General features: G+C 65.9%; 20 protein-coding genes. 11 read left to right on the forward strand and 9 right to left on the reverse strand.

Annotated elements, in window-relative coordinates; genetic code table 11:
* Positions 1-28: 28 nt before the first annotated feature.
* Both CR156_RS11675 and CR156_RS11680 read right to left on the reverse strand, forming a co-directional pair.
* Positions 29-577 (reverse strand): GNAT family N-acetyltransferase, encoded by a 549-nt coding sequence (locus tag CR156_RS11675; protein ID WP_099821139.1) that lies wholly within the window; start codon positions 575-577, stop codon positions 29-31.
* A 103-nt stretch (positions 578-680) separates the two neighbouring features.
* Positions 681-1,520 carry a glycine zipper 2TM domain-containing protein gene (locus CR156_RS11680; RefSeq protein WP_089236153.1) on the reverse strand — a complete coding sequence of 280 codons (840 nt, stop codon included), beginning with the start codon at positions 1,518-1,520 and terminating at the stop codon, positions 681-683.
* A 163-nt stretch (positions 1,521-1,683) separates the two neighbouring features.
* On the opposite strand from CR156_RS11680, the gene CR156_RS11685 reads away from it, so the two are divergent.
* Together CR156_RS11685 and CR156_RS11690 are read left to right on the forward strand one after the other, a co-directional pair.
* The gene (locus CR156_RS11685; RefSeq protein WP_100460497.1) at positions 1,684-1,899 is read left to right on the forward strand and encodes a DUF6116 family protein; all 216 of its coding nucleotides are present in this window, start codon (positions 1,684-1,686) and stop codon (positions 1,897-1,899) included.
* Positions 1,896-2,669 (forward strand): TatD family hydrolase, encoded by a 774-nt coding sequence (locus CR156_RS11690; RefSeq protein ID WP_100552988.1) that lies wholly within the window; start codon positions 1,896-1,898, stop codon positions 2,667-2,669. Before CR156_RS11685 ends, CR156_RS11690 begins: the two co-directional genes overlap by 4 nt.
* A gap of 79 nt (positions 2,670-2,748) precedes the next feature.
* On the opposite strand, the gene CR156_RS11695 is transcribed toward CR156_RS11690, so the two are convergent.
* Positions 2,749-3,576 carry a tRNA threonylcarbamoyladenosine dehydratase gene (locus CR156_RS11695; RefSeq protein WP_089236156.1) on the reverse strand — a complete coding sequence of 276 codons (828 nt, stop codon included), beginning with the start codon at positions 3,574-3,576 and terminating at the stop codon, positions 2,749-2,751.
* Between the two features lie 79 nt (positions 3,577-3,655).
* Here CR156_RS11695 and CR156_RS11700 point away from each other — a divergent pair, with 79 nt between their 5' ends.
* Both CR156_RS11700 and CR156_RS11705 read left to right on the forward strand, forming a co-directional pair.
* On the forward strand, positions 3,656-4,090 hold the full coding sequence (locus CR156_RS11700; RefSeq protein WP_100552989.1) for a cytochrome c: 435 nt from the start codon (positions 3,656-3,658) through the stop codon (positions 4,088-4,090).
* 130 nt (positions 4,091-4,220) lie between these two features.
* On the forward strand, positions 4,221-4,718 hold the full coding sequence (locus CR156_RS11705; RefSeq protein WP_100552990.1) for a glycine zipper 2TM domain-containing protein: 498 nt from the start codon (positions 4,221-4,223) through the stop codon (positions 4,716-4,718).
* Between the two features lie 88 nt (positions 4,719-4,806).
* On the opposite strand, the gene CR156_RS11710 is transcribed toward CR156_RS11705, so the two are convergent.
* Positions 4,807-5,016: a cold-shock protein gene (locus CR156_RS11710; protein WP_025876765.1), complete on the reverse strand. Its 210-nt coding sequence runs from the start codon at positions 5,014-5,016 to the stop codon at positions 4,807-4,809.
* A 237-nt stretch (positions 5,017-5,253) separates the two neighbouring features.
* On the opposite strand from CR156_RS11710, the gene CR156_RS11715 reads away from it, so the two are divergent.
* The 3 genes from CR156_RS11715 (at position 5,254) to arsC (ending at position 7,357) form a co-directional block, all read left to right on the forward strand.
* Positions 5,254-5,739, forward strand: coding sequence for a DUF456 domain-containing protein (locus CR156_RS11715; protein ID WP_100552991.1), 486 nt, complete (start codon positions 5,254-5,256; stop codon positions 5,737-5,739).
* A 122-nt stretch (positions 5,740-5,861) separates the two neighbouring features.
* Positions 5,862-7,016, forward strand: a complete 1,155-nt coding sequence (locus CR156_RS11720) for a phospholipase A (RefSeq protein ID WP_032978835.1) — start codon at positions 5,862-5,864, stop codon at positions 7,014-7,016.
* Positions 7,016-7,357: an arsenate reductase (glutaredoxin) gene (gene arsC, locus CR156_RS11725; protein ID WP_100552992.1), complete on the forward strand. Its 342-nt coding sequence runs from the start codon at positions 7,016-7,018 to the stop codon at positions 7,355-7,357. The genes CR156_RS11720 and arsC overlap by 1 nt, the downstream gene beginning before the upstream one ends.
* A gap of 88 nt (positions 7,358-7,445) precedes the next feature.
* Here arsC and CR156_RS11730 read toward each other — a convergent pair whose 3' ends face one another.
* The 4 genes from CR156_RS11730 to CR156_RS11740 form a co-directional block, all read right to left on the reverse strand.
* Entirely contained in the window at positions 7,446-8,081 is a 636-nt protein-coding gene (locus CR156_RS11730; RefSeq protein ID WP_100552993.1) for a glutathione S-transferase family protein, read from the reverse strand.
* Positions 8,082-8,134: 53 nt separating this feature from the next.
* Positions 8,135-8,479 carry a hypothetical protein gene (locus CR156_RS11735; protein WP_100552994.1) on the reverse strand — a complete coding sequence of 115 codons (345 nt, stop codon included), beginning with the start codon at positions 8,477-8,479 and terminating at the stop codon, positions 8,135-8,137.
* Between the two features lie 14 nt (positions 8,480-8,493).
* Positions 8,494-8,910 (reverse strand): hypothetical protein, encoded by a 417-nt coding sequence (locus tag CR156_RS22740; protein WP_133120086.1) that lies wholly within the window; start codon positions 8,908-8,910, stop codon positions 8,494-8,496.
* A 109-nt stretch (positions 8,911-9,019) separates the two neighbouring features.
* Positions 9,020-10,537 carry a fumarate hydratase gene (locus tag CR156_RS11740; RefSeq protein WP_100552995.1) on the reverse strand — a complete coding sequence of 506 codons (1,518 nt, stop codon included), beginning with the start codon at positions 10,535-10,537 and terminating at the stop codon, positions 9,020-9,022.
* 148 nt (positions 10,538-10,685) lie between these two features.
* Between CR156_RS11740 and CR156_RS11745 the strand changes: the two genes are divergently transcribed.
* The 4 genes from CR156_RS11745 to CR156_RS11760 all read left to right on the forward strand — a co-directional run bounded on the left by CR156_RS11745 (position 10,686) and on the right by CR156_RS11760 (position 15,043).
* Positions 10,686-11,585: an RNA polymerase sigma-70 factor gene (locus tag CR156_RS11745; RefSeq protein ID WP_100552996.1), complete on the forward strand. Its 900-nt coding sequence runs from the start codon at positions 10,686-10,688 to the stop codon at positions 11,583-11,585.
* Positions 11,586-11,618: 33 nt separating this feature from the next.
* Positions 11,619-12,068 (forward strand): carboxymuconolactone decarboxylase family protein, encoded by a 450-nt coding sequence (locus CR156_RS11750; RefSeq protein WP_100554153.1) that lies wholly within the window; start codon positions 11,619-11,621, stop codon positions 12,066-12,068.
* Positions 12,069-12,312: 244 nt separating this feature from the next.
* Entirely contained in the window at positions 12,313-14,184 is a 1,872-nt protein-coding gene (locus tag CR156_RS11755) for an ABC transporter ATP-binding protein (RefSeq protein WP_100552997.1), read from the forward strand.
* Between the two features lie 79 nt (positions 14,185-14,263).
* Entirely contained in the window at positions 14,264-15,043 is a 780-nt protein-coding gene (locus CR156_RS11760) for a ferredoxin--NADP reductase (protein WP_100552998.1), read from the forward strand.
* A 111-nt stretch (positions 15,044-15,154) separates the two neighbouring features.
* On the opposite strand, the gene CR156_RS11765 is transcribed toward CR156_RS11760, so the two are convergent.
* On the reverse strand, positions 15,155-15,634 hold the full coding sequence (locus CR156_RS11765) for a glutathione peroxidase (protein ID WP_100552999.1): 480 nt from the start codon (positions 15,632-15,634) through the stop codon (positions 15,155-15,157).

The raw sequence follows: 15,634 nt of genomic DNA on the forward strand, positions 1-15,634 counted from the left end.
CCGAATGCAGCCGAGCATGGGCTCGGCCCTACAACGGCGAACGGCGCTGTTGCCACTGCTCGCGCGATTGCCCCCAGATTTCCAACGGCTTGCCTTCATACGGCGGTGGCAACTGCCCCATGCGCAGCAGCGTGCTGCCCAGCTTGCGCGCAACCACTTTCGAGTTCTCGTTGTCTTCGGCGATGGTGTGGATCACCTCGTCCCAGCCCAACGTATCGAACGCCCAGTCGATGGCGGCGATCGCCGCCTCCGGTGCATAGCCCTTGCCCCAGCTGGCACGGCGGATGCTCCAACCGACCTCGGTACCGGGCCAGTCCTGCGGCTGCCACGGTCCCATGCGACCGATCCATTCGCCGCTCGATTTCTCGATCACGCTGAACATCGAGAAGCCGAACAGCTGCCACGCGCCGGCCAGGCTGCAGAAGCCGCGCCATGCCACCGAGGGTGACTGCACGCCACCCAGCGTGCGCATCACCTCTTCGTCGGCACAGAACGCCAGATAGGGTGCGTAGTCCTGCCGCTGCGGCGGGCGCAGGATCAGGCGTTCGGTTTCGATGCGCAGGTCGAAGATGCTCATGGGGTCATGGTAGATCCACGCCACGCGTGGATGAACCCCATCCCTGCAAAAAAAAACAGGCCGGCAAAAGCCGGCCTGTTCGATGCTGCGTCGTAGCCTGGGATTACTGGCGGTTGGCCGTCGAATCCGCGGCGGCGGCGGTCTGGGTGACCAGCTGCCCATCCACCACCGGCAGGCGATCGCTGGCCGGCTTGTTGTCCAGGCGCACGGTCTTCTCTGCACCGTCGTAGCGGTAGGTCACGTTGTAGCCCTTGACCACGTCGCTGGTGCCCATGGCAATGCGGTTGCCCGGCTTGCTGCCCATGCGCATGGTGCCGGTGGTGCCGTCTTCATTGCGGTAGGTCACGTTGTAGCCGGTGACACGGCTCGACTCGGAGGTCGCCGTTTCGGTGTGGCACTGGCGCTCGGTGCGGTTGACCACGCGGCCACCCACGTGGCGCTTGTCGACCTGGTTGCCGATGAAGCCACCGGCCACGGCACCGGCGGCAGTTGCAGCCTTCTTGCCGTTGCCGCCGCCCACCTGGTTGCCCAGCAGGCCGCCGACCACGGCACCGACCACGGTGCCACCGACGTTGCCATCACGCTCGGGCAGGCGCTCCTGCACCACCACGTCCTGACAGACCTCATGCGGGGTCTGGGTAGTGGACGTCTCGCGCACCGGATCGGTGCCGATCACAGTGGCATAGGCCTTCTGCTTCTCGGTGATCGGATCGACCTTCAGCACATCGGCGTATTCCAGACCCCGCGGCGCAGTGGCGTCCACTGCGTCGCCACGCGCGCCATCGTCGGTGGCATTGCCATCGACCAGACGAGATTCACTCGGGTTTCCGGCGCTCAGCTGCTCAGGCGACTTGTCGCCACTCTTCATGAAGGCGGCGGTTGCGATACCACCGACCAGCAGCGCGCCCGCTGCGACCAGGACAGTTGTAGTTGTGCTTTTCATGACCTGCTCCTTGCGGACCGTCCGCAACGTTCTCAGGCCAGATTGCAGCATGCGGTGCCTGAACGGAATCTCCACATTTCCTGCTCACCGCCGTAACCCATTCAGCATCGGGAAATGCTGGGCCCGTGGTAGCGTTTGCACATTCCCCCAGGAGGACCCCGTCATGGCCAACCCGATGCTGCTGCCGGTCCTGCAATGGGCGCGCCGGCTGCGCTACCCCACCCTGTTCAAGCTGACCGCCGGCCTGTTCGCGCTGACCCTGTTCATCCCCGACCCGATTCCGTTCGTCGACGAACTGATGCTGGGCCTGGGCACGCTGCTGCTGGCCAACTGGAAGAGCCGCAGCGCGACCACGCCACCGCCGCTGGAGCAGCGTTGAACCTGCTGGTCGACAGCCACTGCCATCTGGACGCCAACGAATTCGACGGTGACCGCGAGGCGGTCATCGACCGCGCACGCGCTGCCGGCGTGCAGTGGCAGGTGGTGCCGGCTGTCACTGCGGTCAGCTGGCCAAAGCTGCGCGCGGTCTGCCAGCAGGCGACGGGCCTCTACCCCGCCTATGGCCTGCACCCGATGTTCCTGGACCAGCACCGGCCTGAACACCTGCCGCAGCTGCGTGAATGGATCGAGCAGGAGCGACCCTGCGCGATCGGCGAATGCGGACTGGATTTCTTCGTCGAGGGCCTGGATGCCGAGGCCCAGCAGGACTATTTCCTCGGCCAGCTGAAGCTGGCGCGCGAGTTCGATCTGCCGGTGATCGTGCATGCCCGCCGTGCAGTGGATGCGGTGATCGCCGCGATCCGCCGCATCGGTGGCCTGCGCGGGGTGGTCCACAGCTTTTCCGGCAGCCCGGAACAGGCCGCGCAGTTGCACAAACTGGGATTCCTGCTCGGCCTGGGCGGACCACTGACCTACGAGCGCGCGCAGCGCCTGCAACGGCTTGTCCGCGAGATGCCACTGCAGCAGTTGCTGCTGGAGACCGATGCGCCGGACCAGCCCGACGCGGGTATCCGTGGCCAGCGCAACGAGCCGGCGCGGCTGGCGGTCATCGCCCGCCACGTCGCCGCGCTGCGCGGAATGGACATTGAAGACGTGGCGCGGGCCACCACGGACAACGCGCGGCGGCTGTTCAGCCTGCCCGCACCGTAACGATCGTGCCGGCCGCTGGCCGGCAACCCCGGAACGCTTGAATCAGCGCAGATGCCGGCCAGCGGCCGGCACTACCCGATCACACCCCGGCCTCTGCCTCAACCGCTTCGGCTTTCACCTTCTTCGGCTCCAGCAGCATCTCCAGCGCCTTGCCCACCGCCGCGAACGCGAACGCGCCGGTGATGTGGGTGGCCGCACCCAGACCAGCGCCGCAATCCAGCTTCAGGGCGGCATCCGCGCCCAGGTTCGGCCGCAGGCCACAGACGCTGCCATCGGCCTGCGGATACTTCACGTTCTCCAGCGAATACACCGCCGGCACGCCGAAATAGCGCTTGGCATTCTTCGGGAAGTTGAATTCGCTGCGCAGCTTCTTGCGGATCAGCGCCAGCATCGCGTCATGCTCGGTGCGCGAGACATCGCGGATGCGCACCAGGGTGGGATCGGTGCGGCCGCCGGCCGCGCCGACGGTCAGCAACGGCAGCTTGCGGCGGCGGCACCAGGCGATGGTTTCCACCTTCACCCGGAAGCTGTCACAGGCGTCGATCACCAGGTCGAAACCGCGGTCCAGCAGTTCGGCCATGTTGGCCGGGGTCAGGAACGCCTGCACGGCGTCGACCTCGATCTGCGGATTGATTGCCCGGCAGCGCTCGGCCATGGCCTCGGCCTTGTTGCGCCCGTAGTTGCCCTCCAGCGCCGGCAGTTGGCGGTTGGTATTGGATACGCAGATGTCATCGGCATCGATCAGGGCCAGATGGCCGACCGCCGAGCGCGCCAGCGCCTCCACCACCCACGAGCCCACGCCGCCCATGCCGACCACGGCGACACGGCTGCCCTGCAGGCGCTCGAGCGCGCCGACGCCATACAGCCGTTCGATGCCGGCGAAGCGTTGTTTGACCTGTTCGTTCATCGGGCTATTTTAGCGTGCAGATCCCCTGACTACTGCACGCCGACACCGAACCCAACGTTGCACGCCCGGAGCGCCCGCCATGAGTGCCAGCCCACCCCGCCGCCCGTCCACCGCCTACCGCTATCTGTTCGTACTCGGTCTGGGCCTGATGATCGGCCTGATTGCCACGGTGATGGTCGGCCGTGCCCTGCAGGCGCGCCGCGATCCGTTTCCGGACAGCCTGATGCAGGTGATGCAGCGGCAGGCGGATCTGCTGCTGCAGGCGCAGCAGCAGAACCGCTGCAGCCTGGGCGACAGCGTCCCGCGCCTGCAGGTGCTGCGACTGCTGTCCAACGACCTGGACCTGGCCTTCCCCGGGTTGAAGGACAGCCGGCAGTTCCAGCAGCACGCCAGCAAGTACCGCGCCGACCTCAATGCGGCTTTGGCCAGCCCTCCCACCGACTGCACTGCGTTGGCGCAGCAGGTGCAGGCCCTGAAGGACGATTGCCGGGCCTGTCATCAGGATTTCCGCTGATTCATCTTCGAGTGGGCGAAGGCCGATGTGGTTGGCGCCTTGTTCACGTTGAAAAGAGGAGGATTCGCTCACCCTGCTGCATGACGCAGTACCACCCAACGCACCCGCCTTCACGGCCAGGAGACGCCCCATGAAGATCCAGCTCATCGCCGCCAGTGTCATCGCAACCGTCGGCCTGGCCGGCTGTGCCACCTCGCCGGGCTATGGCGGTGGTGGTTACAACAACAACGGCTACAACAACGGCGGCTACGGCAACAACTCCGGTTACAACCAGGGCCGTTGCGCCGACTGCGGCATCGTCACCCGCATCAATGCCGTGCAGTCTGGCCGTACCGCGCCTTCCGCCACCGGCGCGATCCTCGGCGGCATCGTCGGCGCGGTCGCCGGCCATGAGATCTCCGACCACACCGGCGGCAGCCGCGGCAACAAGAACATCGCCGCCGCCGCCGGCGCCGTGGGTGGTGCACTGGCGGGCAACCAGATCCAGAAGAACGTGACCAGCGATACCTATGACATCAGCGTGCGCATGGATGACGGCCGCACCATCGTGGTCAACCAGCGCGACCTCGGCGGCATCCGCGAAAACACCTATGTCCGCGTGGTCAACGGCAAGGTCATCCTGCGCTGAACCGAAGCGGGCCCCGGCCGAACAGAACCGGAGCAATAAAAAAAGGCCCGCTTGCGCGGGCCTTTTTCATGCCGGCGAGCGGCAGGTATTACGCCGGCTGGACCTTGTCGGCCTGCAGACCCTTCTGGCCCTGCACGACTTCAAAGCTCACAGCCTGGCCTTCCTTGAGGCTCTTGAAGCCCTGGGTCTCGATGGCACGGAAGTGCACGAACACGTCCTCGCCATTCTGCCGGCTGATGAAGCCGAAGCCCTTGGCATCATTGAACCACTTCACGGTACCGTTCTCACGATCAGCCATCTCACTAACTCCCTTTGACTCTCTACTTGTTGTTGGATACGCCTGTTGGGCGGCTGACAAGCAAGGGGGAAGCGAGGTGCATCGATGCAGCGGATCGGAACGATCTTGCTTCATCAGGCCACGATCCACGGTGACCTTGCCAAGCTCAGCGACTGCAACTTAACCCGACCAAAACGAAAAAGCAACTGGCAAAAACCTTTCACTGTCAACCCCAAAAACACAACCATACTGGACAGCATGGACCTCTCATTCATCTTGTATCTGCTAGCGGTCATTTTTGTCCTGATCGGCATCGCAGGCATCGTCCTGCCGGCCCTGCCGGGCATCCCGCTGGTCTTCGTCGGATTGGTACTTGCTGCGTGGGCAGATGGCTTCGTCCATGTCGGCTGGCCGACCCTGCTGATCCTCGGCGTACTGACCGCGCTGTCGCTGCTGGTCGACGTGCTGGCGACCGTGGTTGGCGCCAAGCGCGTGGGCGCCAGCCGCAAAGCACTGTGGGGCACCTTCATCGGCAGCATCGTGGGCCTGTTCTTCATGCCGATCGGCTTGTTCGCCGGGCCCTTGCTCGGCGCCCTGCTGGGCGAGTACTGGCATACCCGCGAGCTCGGCCGCTCGACCAAGGTCGGGCTGGCCACGTGGTTCGGCATCCTGCTGGGCCTGGCGCTGAAGCTGGCGCTGGTGATCGCGATGCTGGGCCTGTTCGCCTTCGCCTGGTTCCTGTGAGGCAGGCGGCCTTCACGCAGCGCGCACGCACACGCCGGGCATAAACCCGTGGGGCTGGCCGTTACCGGATGCAGCCGCCACACTGTCCCTCTTTCCGCATTCATTCCGAAGGGCCTGCTGCAATGACCCTCTCTCCGTTGTTCCCCCGCCTTGCACCGCTGGCGTTGGCCCTGGCCAGCGCGCCACTGGCAGCGCAGGAATTCGCGCCCAGTGCCGAGGCGTCGCCGGCCGCCTGCGCAGCCATCACTACCGATGCGGCACGTCTGGCCTGCTACGACCGCCAGTTCGGGCGCACGCCGCAGGCCACCGCCGAAGCTGATGCGGCCGCCGAAGCCGCAGCACAGGCACGCCGCGAGCAGCGCGACACCACGCGGGTAAGCCAGGGTGAAGAAAAACTGCGCGAACGTGTCAGCGATCTGTTCCGTTCCGAAGCTCCAGACAGCGCCCTTGCCAATGCCGGCCGTGGTTCGCTGCTGGACAGCCGCTGGGAACTGGCCGAGGACTCCAAGTTGGGCCCGTTCCAGCTGCGTGCGTACAAGCCCGTGTACCTGCTGCCGGCCTTCTGGACCAGCGATCGCAACACCATGCCGCACTCGCCGAACCCGGCCAACAGCGTGACCACCCCGCAGGTGCTGGACAGTGCCGAGCTGAAATTCCAGATCAGCTTCAAGACCAAGATCGCCGAGAACCTGTTCGGCGACAACGGCGACATCTGGGCCGGCTACACCCAGAGTTCGCGCTGGCAGGCCTACAACGGCGAGGACTCGCGCCCGTTCCGCGAGACCAACTACGAGCCGGAAGTGATGATGGTGTTCCGCAACGGCTACTCGATCGGTGGCTGGCGTGGGCGGATGACCGGCATCAGCCTCAACCACCAGTCCAACGGCCGTGCCGATCCGCTGTCGCGCAGCTGGAACCGGGTGATCCTGAATGTCGGCCTGGACCGCGAGAACTGGGCACTGGTGCTGCGTCCCTGGTACCGCATTCCCGAGACCCGCAGCGACGACAACAACCCGGACATCGAGGACTACATGGGCCGCGGCGACGCGACCCTGACCTGGAACCACAAGGGTCACGAGGTCTCGTTGATGGCGCGTCACTCGTTGCGTACCGGTGACCGCTCGCACGGCGCCCTGCAGCTGGACTACGGCTTCCCGATCAGCAACCTGCTGCGCGGCCATGTGCAGATCTTCGACGGCTATGGCGAAAGCCTGATCGACTACAACCACAAGGCGACCTATGTCGGCGTGGGCGTGTCGCTGCTGGAATGGTTCTGATGGAGGTGACCATCTGGCATAACCCCGCGTGCAGCAACTCGCGCGGGGCGCTCAAACTGATCCGCGACGCGGGTGTCGAACCGGTGGTGATCGAGTATCTGGGCAACCCACCCGACGTGGCCACGCTGCGCCAGGTGCTGGCCGAATCCGGCCTGACAGCGACCGAACTGGTGCGCAGCAAGGAACCCGAGTTCGCCGCACTGGGCCTGCAGGGAAGCGACGACGACGCCCTGCTGGCCGCGATGGCCACCCACCCACGGCTGATCAACCGCCCGGTAGTACGCACCGCCAAGGGCACCCGCCTGTGCCGGCCCCCGGAAACGGTGCTGGAGATCCTGTAACCCGCCCCGCTTTGGTAGAGCCGAGCCATGCTCGGCTGCGATCCGCGTGCTAAATGCAGTCGAGCATGGCTCGGCTCTACAGAACGATTTACCGCCAGTCGGTGATGCCTTCGCGGCGATAGACCTCGGCGAACGCCGGGCGCGCCTTCAGGCGGTCCGCATACGCCTTCAACACCGGCCAGTGGTCGCTGGGCGTGGGCATGTTGCGCGACCAGCGCATCAACATCACCAGCATGAAATCGACAACGCTCGGCGCATCGCCAAGCAGGTAGGGGCCGCCGCTCTGCAGGTGCGTGGCAACGTGCTGCCACGCCGCTTCCAGCTGCTGCCGCGCCATCGCACGCACGCCGTCGATGCACTCGCCACCCGCCGCTTCATGCGCGTAGAACCAGGCGCGGTACGCCGGCTGCACGGTGTTGGCACACCAGAACATCCAACGATAGGCCTCGCCGCGTGCCGGCGTGCCGACGGCAGGCAACAACCCCGCCTGCGGATGACGGTCTGCCAGATACAGCGCGATCGCGGCCGCCTCGGTCAGCACCTGGCCGTCGATCAGCAGGGTCGGCACCTTGCCGGCCGGATTCAGGGCCAGGTAGTCGGCCGACTTGTGCTCGCGCGTGTCGAAATCGAGCAGCACCAGTTCGTGCTCGATACCCAGCTCGATCAGCAGCCAGTGCACCACCAGCGAGGCGGTGCTGGTGGAACCATACAAGGTGGTGCGCATATGACCGGTCCTGTGCGGGGAACGGCTGATTATGCGCGCTGTCACCGGCGTGGTCAGCCGCAGCTGCTCATGCAGGTATCACGACGCTCGCCGCAGCCCATCATCGGCGCCCGCAGCGTGCAGTCGTGCGCTTTCAATTCGCAGGAACGTCGCAGTTCCGGATGCTCGATGTCCTTGCAGCGCTTGTCCGGCGTTGGTGCCACCTGCTGCTCGCAACTGGACTGGCGGCTGCCGATCCCCTGGTCCTCGGCCATGCAGCTGCGATAGCTGGCCTGGCATTGCATCTGGCACTGGGCACCGGCGCTGAAGCCGCCCCCACCGTCATACGACAAAGACGATGTACTGCATCCGGCAAGAACCAGCAGGCCGACAAAGCAAAGGCTGCGCAACAGGTTCACAGGACACTCCTTGTTCAATAGACCGGAAGACTGCCGGAAGAACGGGTTTCGCTTACCGATCCGCCGCAATCGAGTACACACTGGGCCCGGGTCGCATCACAGGCGCGCGTATCGGCTGCAACGGCGCAGTACGCGCCGGCGCCACGTGCGCCCTCGCAACGATGCCGCATCTTTTCGTCAGCGATATCGCTGCACTTGTCGATGACACGTGCTTTGTCCGCCTGACAGCTCTGCTGCGCCGTTTCGGCCATCGAGCGCGCCTGACCCGCACATTGCAGATGCCGCTGTGCGCACCCTGCCGCACACACGCGGCCTGCCTCGCTGGTGGGTTGCTCCACGTAGTACTGCGGCGCGCAGCCCGCCAGCAACAGGATGGCAACTACAACAAGAACTGCACTTGTTCCTTGACGCACAAGCAGCTTCCCTTCCATGGCAACGCGCACACCCTAGCAAAGCAGCGCCTGCGCATGCGTTAAACGAAAAACGGCGCCACCAGGGCGCCGTTCTGCAATCGGACAGGCGTGGACGACGCCGCGCCGATCACTCCACCACGACAGGAATCTTGCCGATGCGGGCCTGCCATTCGCGCGGGCCGGTCTTGTGCACCGACTCGCCGGTGGAATCGACGGCCACTGTCACCGGCATGTCTTCCACGGTGAACTCGTAGATCGCTTCCATGCCCAGGTCGGCGAAGCCGACGACCTTGGCCGCCTTGATCGCCTTGGACACCAGGTAGGCCGAACCACCGACGGCCATCAGGTAGGCCGACTTGTGCTTCTTGATCGCTTCGATCGCGGCCGGGCCGCGCTCGGCCTTGCCGACCATGCCCAGCAGGCCGGTTTCGCTCAGCACCTGTTCGGTGAACTTGTCCATGCGGGTGGCGGTGGTCGGACCGGCCGGGCCCACCACTTCGTCGCGCACCGGATCGACCGGACCGACGTAGTAGATGAAGCGACCCTTGAGATCGACCGGCAGCTGCTCGCCCTTGTTGAGCATGTCGACCATGCGCTTGTGCGCGGCGTCGCGGCCGGTCAGCAGCTTGCCGTTGAGCAGCAGGGTCTGGCCCGGCTTCCAGTTGGCCACGTCTTCCGGGGTGATCGTGTCCAGGTCCACGCGGGTGCCCTTGGAGGCGTCATAGGTCAGCTTCGGCCAGTCTTCCAGCGACGGCGGGTCCAGCATCACCGGGCCACTGCCGTCCAGCGTGAAGTGCGCGTGGCGGGTGGCGGCGCAGTTCGGAATCAACGCCACCGGCAGGTTGGCCGCGTGGGTCGGGTAGTCATTGATCTTGATGTCGAGCACCGTGGTCAAACCACCCAGGCCCTGCGCACCGATGCCCAGCGCGTTGACCTTCTCGTACAGCTCCAGGCGCAGCTCTTCGATGCGGTTGGACGCACCGCGGGCCTGCAGCTCGGTGATATCGATCGGCTCCATCAGCGCTTCCTTGGCCAGCAGCATCGCCTTCTCGGCGGTGCCACCGATGCCGATGCCGAGCATGCCCGGCGGGCACCAGCCTGCGCCCATGGTCGGCACGGTTTTCAGCACCCAGTCGACGATCGAGTCGGACGGGTTGAGCATGGCGAACTTGGTCTTGGCTTCCGAACCACCGCCCTTGGCGGCGACGATCACCTCGACGGTGTTGCCCGGCACCACCTTGACGTTGACCACGCCGGGGGTGTTGTCCTTGGTGTTGATGCGCTTGCCGGCCGGATCGGCCAGCACCGAAGCGCGCAGCTTGTTGTCCGGGTACAGGTAGGCGCGACGGATGCCCTCGTTGGCCATGTCCTCCACGCCCATGGTGGCGTCATCCCAGCGCACGTCCATGCCGATTTCCAGGAACACAGTGACGATGCCGGTGTCCTGGCAGATCGGCCGGTGGCCTTCGGCGCACATCCGCGAGTTGATCAGGATCTGCGCGATCGCCTCCTTCGCTGCCGGCGACTCCTCGCGCTCGTAGGCGGCGGCAAGGTTCTTGATGTAGTCGACCGGGTGGTAGTACGAGATGTACTGCAGCGCGTCGGCGACGGACTGGATGAGGTCTTCCTGCTTGATCGATGTCACGGATTGCTCGCTTGCTGAAGGCTGGCGGGGGTAATCCGCCCATTTTACCCCCTCCCTCGGCCGCGGGGTGGCAGTGCCGGCCGCCGGCCGGCAAGATCTGAGCCCTGCCCTCTGTCACACCCGCGCCTGCCCCGGCGTCCTTGCCCATATGAACGCCGAAACCGCCTTCCATACCCACCGCCCGCGCCTGATGGCGCTGGCCTACCGCCTGCTGGGCAGCCGCACCGACGCCGAAGACGTGGTCCAGGATGCCTGGCTGCGCTGGTCAGGCACCGATACGGCGGCCATCGTCGACCCCGAGGCCTGGCTGGTGACCACCACCACCCGCCTGGGCCTGGACCGGCTGCGCACGGCCAAGCGCGAACGCGCGCACTACGTGGGCCCGTGGCTGGCTGAACCTCTGGCGATCACCCTCGAACCTGATCCGGCGCCCGGCCCGGCGCAGCTGCACGCGCTGGCCGACGATGTCTCGGTGGCCTTCCTGACCCTGCTCGAGCAGCTCGGCCCGGAAGAGCGCGCCGCGTTCCTGCTGAAGGAAGCCTTCGACCATGACTACCGCGAAATCGCCGATCTGATCGGCCACAGCGAGGCCAACTGCCGGCAGCTGGTGCACCGTGCCCGGCAGCGCCTGCAGGCGGGGCGGCCACGCTTCAACGCCGACGCCAGCCAGCACCGGCAACTGTTGGCGCGCTTCATGGATGCCTCCCAGCGCGGTGACAGCGAAGCGATCCAGGCGCTGCTGCATGCCAATGCGCTGCTGGTCTCCGATGGCGGTGGCGTGGTTACCGCGGCGGTGCGTCCGCTGCTGGGCGCCGAGCGCATTGGCCGCCTGTACTGGGCGATCGCCCGCCGCGGCGCAGCGCATCCGGCACAGCTCGGCTACGTCAACGGCGAGCCGGCGATCCTGCGTTTCGAAGGCGACCACCTGCACTCGATCACCACCATCGAGGTGGTCGATGGCCGCATCGCCAATCTCTACAGCGTGCTGAATCCAGAAAAACTGCCTGCGGTTGTCACGCGCAGCGATGCTGCGGCGTCCTTGTACTGAAAGGCGGCCATGGTGGCCGCCGTGGAGCTGAAGATGTCCAACCATGCCTCTCCCCGCGTTCCCTACACCCGCCTCGCAGCCGAAGCCTTCAAGGGTCTGCTGGCCACCAGCAAGGCGGTGCATGACAGTTCGATCGATCCGACCCTGATGGAACTGGTGTTCCTGCGCGTCTCGCAGCTCAACGGCTGCGGCTACTGCATGGACATGCATGCCACCACGCTGCGCAAGGGCGGCATCGAACCGCGCAAGCTGGATACGCTGCCTGCCTGGCACGAAAGCCGCTTCTTCGACGACCGCGAGCGCGCGGCGCTGGGCTGGGCCGAGGCGCTGACCCGGTTGACCGACGGTGCACCGTCGCAGGCGACGTTCGATGCGTTGGCGCCGCACTTCGATGAGAAGGGCATCAGCGACCTGAGCATGGGTATCGCGGTGATCAATGCCTGGAACCGGTTGGGCGCCGGGCTGCTGCCGCCGCTGCCGTAAAAGGGGGCCAGCCGGCTGGGTCAGGTTCCTGCAGCTGTTGGTAGGTGTCGACCTTGGTCGACACAGTAGATCCACGCCATGCGTGGATGGAGGTGGGTCGGCCCCCTTCGCACTGCGAAGGGCTCTGACCCGATGTGGGTCGCTGGGGTCAGAGCCCTTTGCCGCGCAAAGGGATCTGACCCCGGTGTCAGCCACACGGCTGCGCTGACCCCACCTGCACGTATCAGGCGCGCACAATAGCGGCATGCCTGCTTCCCCCATTGCCGGCGCTGCCGGCGCCGAGAAACCCAGCCTGCGTCAACGCTTCAAGGCGATGCGCAACCTGCCGCCGTTCCTGCGCCAGGTGTGGCAGACCAGCCGCGCCCTGACCCTGGCCAGCCTTGGCCTGCGCCTGATCCGTGCGCTGTTGCCGGTGGCGATGCTGTACGTCGGCAAGCTGATCATCGATACCGCGCTGCACCTCAGCCAGCACGACGCGGGCTTCCCGCCGCTGGGCGAGGCGCTGTCCAGTGGGCTGCTCAATCCGCTGCTCGGCCTGCTGGCGCTGGAGCTGGGCCTGGCCATCGCCTCGGACCTGCTCGGCCGCCTGGTCAGCTACGCCGATGCCCTGCTGTCGGAACTGTTCGCCAACGTCACCAGCGTGCGCCTGATGGAACACGCGGCCACCCTCGACCTGGAGGACTTCGAGGACCCGGACCTGCAGGACAAGCTGGACCGTGCACGGCGCCAGACCATGGGTCGGATGAACCTGATGAGCCAGCTGTTCGGCCAGGTGCAGGATGCGATCACCGTCGCCAGCCTCGCCGTCGGCCTGCTGGTCTATGCGCCGTGGCTGATCCTGCTGCTGGCGCTGGCACTGGTGCCGGCCTTCATCGGCGAATCGCACTTCAATGCGGCCGGTTACAGCCTCAACTTCCTGTGGACGCCGGAACGCCGCCAGCTGGACTACCTGCGCCAGCTCGGCGCCAGCGTGGAAACGGCCAAGGAAGTAAAGATCTTCAACCTGCACCGGTTCCTGGTCGACCGCTACCGCAGCTTGTCGGCGGCGCTGTTCCTGGCCAACCGCGCGCTCGCCCGGCGGCGTGCGTTCTGGGGCACGCTGCTGGCCGCGCTGGGCACGCTGGGCTACTACACCGCGTATGCCTATATCGCCTGGCGCACGGTGCGCGGCGATTTTTCGATCGGTGATCTGACCTTCCTCGCCGGCAGCTTCCTGCGCCTGCGCCAGTTGCTGGAAGGCCTGCTGATCGGCTTCTCGCAGGTGGCCAGCCAGGCGTTGTATCTCGACGACCTGTATTCGTTCTTCCAGATCGAACCGGAAATCCACTCGCGCAAGGACGCGGTGCGCGTGCCGCAGCCGATCCGCGAAGGCTTCGTGTTCGAGGACGTGGGCTTCCGCTATCCCGATGCCGAGCAATGGGCCGTGCGTCACCTCGATTTCCAGCTGCACGCGGGCGAAGTGCTGGCACTGGTCGGTGAGAACGGCGCGGGCAAGACCACCCTGGTCAAGCTGCTGGCACGCCTGTACGAACCGGACGAAGGCCGCATCCTGCTCGATGGCCGCGACCTGCGCGACTACGACCTGGACGACCTGCGCGCCAATCTCGGCGTGATCTTCCAGGACTTCGTGCGTTACAACCTCAGTGCCGGCGAGAACATCGGTGTCGGCCAGGTGGAAGCGATGGACGACCGTGCGCGGATCACCGATGCCGCCCGCCGCGGAATGGCCGAGGAAGTCATTGCTGCCCTGCCCGGCGGCTACGACCAGCAGATCGGCCGCCGCTTCAAGCAGGGCGTGGACCTGTCCGGTGGCCAGTGGCAGAAGATCGCCATCGCCCGCGCGTGGATGCGCGATGCACAGGTGATGATCCTGGATGAGCCCACCGCGGCGCTGGATGCCCGCGCCGAGTTCGAGGTGTTCCAGCGGTTCAGGGAGTTGGCGGATAATCGCACCGCAGTGCTGATTTCCCACCGTTTCTCCTCCGTGCGCATGGCCGACCGCATCCTGGTACTGGCCGATGGCCGGATCGAGGCCAGCGGCACCCACCAGGAGCTGATGGCACAGGGCGGCCGCTATGCCGAGCTGTTCGAACTGCAGGCGGCAGGTTACCGCTGAGAACGCCTCTCGTTCCGCCTAATGAGAACCTGTCTCATTTGAGATAGAATTGTCCCGACGACTTCCGATAGATACGCCCATGTCCTCCGCTTTCGGCGCCGAAACGGTGCTTGAGGTCCGCCACTGGACCGACGCCTACTTCAGCTTCACCCTCACCCGTGACAGCGGTTTCCGCTTCGAGAACGGCCAGTTCGTGATGATCGGCCTGGAGACCGACGCGCGGCCGCTGCTGCGCGCGTACTCCATCGCCAGCGCCAACTGGGAAGAGCACCTGGAGTTCTTCAGCATCAAGGTGCAGGACGGCCCGCTGACCTCGCGCCTGCAGCACATCAAGCCGGGCGACAAGGTGCTGGTCGGCAAGAAGCCCACCGGCACCCTGCTGATCAGCGACCTGCACCCCGGCAAGAACCTGTACCTGCTGGGTACCGGCACCGGCATGGCGCCGTGGCTGTCGGTCATCAAGGACCCGGAAACCTACGAGCGATTCGACAAGGTGATCCTGTGCCATGGCGTGCGCTACGAAAAGGACCTGGCCTACCGCGACTACTTCGAAAAGGAACTGCGCGAGCATGAGTTCCTAGGCGAAATGGTCGGTGACAAGCTGCTGTACTACCCGGCGGTGACCCGCGAACCGTTCCCGAACCAGGGCCGCCTGACCCAGCTGATGGAAAGCGGCGAGATGCAGCGCACCCTCGGCCTGCCGGAGCTGAGCCCGGAAAACGACCGCGCGATGATCTGCGGCAGCCCGCAGATGCTGGCCGACCTGCGCACCGTGCTGGACAGCCGCGGCTTCCAGACCTCGCCGCGCATCGGTACGCCCGGCCACTACGTGTTCGAGCGCGCGTTCGTCGAGAAATAAGCCGGGCTGTGGTAGAGCCGAGCCCACGCTCGGCTGCTCTGCCGGCCGACCATGGCAGGCACGCACGCTGCGCGCGCAAGCCCAGCGTGGGCTCGGCTCTACAGAGAGCGGCTACAGCAGCGCTTCGATGCCGCCGCGCAGCTGCTCCGGCTTGGTGGTCGGCGCATAGCGATCCACCACCTGCCCCTCGCGATCAACCAGGAACTTGCTGAAGTTCCACTTGATGCGGGCGATGCCCAGCAGCCCGCGCTTCTCGTGCGACAGCCACGCCCACAGCGGGTCGGCCCCCTCGCCGTTGACCTCGATCTTCTGCGACAGCGGGAAGCTGACCGGGTAATCAATCGAACAGAACTGGCGGATCTGCGCGGCATCGCCCGGTTCCTGCGCGCCGAACTGGTTGCAGGGAAAGCCGATCACCACCAGGCCACGATCACGGTAGTCCTGCCACAGCTGCTCAAGCCCGGTGTACTGCGGGGTGAAGCCACAGCGGCTGGCCACGTTGACCAGCAGCAGCGGACGGCCCTGGTACTGCGCCAGCGCGTGCGGCTGGCCGTCGAGGTCGCGGAAGCTGAAATCGTAGGCGGTGGTCAT

The sequence above is a fragment of the Stenotrophomonas lactitubi genome, from assembly GCF_002803515.1.
Lineage (GTDB): Bacteria > Pseudomonadota > Gammaproteobacteria > Xanthomonadales > Xanthomonadaceae > Stenotrophomonas > Stenotrophomonas lactitubi.

Bases quoted from the DNA above. Each gene is read 5' to 3' on its own strand.
- CR156_RS11675 (WP_099821139.1), bottom strand. From the start codon at position 577: ATGAGCATCTTCGACCTGCGCATCGAAACCGAACGCCTGATCCTGCGC.
- CR156_RS11680 (WP_089236153.1), bottom strand. From the start codon at position 1,520: ATGAAAAGCACAACTACAACTGTCCTGGTCGCAGCGGGCGCGCTGCTG.
- CR156_RS11685 (WP_100460497.1), top strand. From the start codon at position 1,684: ATGGCCAACCCGATGCTGCTGCCGGTCCTGCAATGGGCGCGCCGGCTG.
- CR156_RS11695 (WP_089236156.1), bottom strand. From the start codon at position 3,576: ATGAACGAACAGGTCAAACAACGCTTCGCCGGCATCGAACGGCTGTAT.
- CR156_RS11700 (WP_100552989.1), top strand. From the start codon at position 3,656: ATGAGTGCCAGCCCACCCCGCCGCCCGTCCACCGCCTACCGCTATCTG.
- CR156_RS11705 (WP_100552990.1), top strand. From the start codon at position 4,221: ATGAAGATCCAGCTCATCGCCGCCAGTGTCATCGCAACCGTCGGCCTG.
- CR156_RS11710 (WP_025876765.1), bottom strand. From the start codon at position 5,016: ATGGCTGATCGTGAGAACGGTACCGTGAAGTGGTTCAATGATGCCAAG.
- CR156_RS11715 (WP_100552991.1), top strand. From the start codon at position 5,254: ATGGACCTCTCATTCATCTTGTATCTGCTAGCGGTCATTTTTGTCCTG.
- CR156_RS11720 (WP_032978835.1), top strand. From the start codon at position 5,862: ATGACCCTCTCTCCGTTGTTCCCCCGCCTTGCACCGCTGGCGTTGGCC.
- arsC (WP_100552992.1), top strand. From the start codon at position 7,016: ATGGAGGTGACCATCTGGCATAACCCCGCGTGCAGCAACTCGCGCGGG.
- CR156_RS11730 (WP_100552993.1), bottom strand. From the start codon at position 8,081: ATGCGCACCACCTTGTATGGTTCCACCAGCACCGCCTCGCTGGTGGTG.
- CR156_RS22740 (WP_133120086.1), bottom strand. From the start codon at position 8,910: ATGGAAGGGAAGCTGCTTGTGCGTCAAGGAACAAGTGCAGTTCTTGTT.
- CR156_RS11745 (WP_100552996.1), top strand. From the start codon at position 10,686: ATGAACGCCGAAACCGCCTTCCATACCCACCGCCCGCGCCTGATGGCG.
- CR156_RS11750 (WP_100554153.1), top strand. From the start codon at position 11,619: ATGTCCAACCATGCCTCTCCCCGCGTTCCCTACACCCGCCTCGCAGCC.
- CR156_RS11755 (WP_100552997.1), top strand. From the start codon at position 12,313: ATGCCTGCTTCCCCCATTGCCGGCGCTGCCGGCGCCGAGAAACCCAGC.
- CR156_RS11760 (WP_100552998.1), top strand. From the start codon at position 14,264: ATGTCCTCCGCTTTCGGCGCCGAAACGGTGCTTGAGGTCCGCCACTGG.
- CR156_RS11765 (WP_100552999.1), bottom strand. From the start codon at position 15,634: ATGACCACCGCCTACGATTTCAGCTTCCGCGACCTCGACGGCCAGCCG.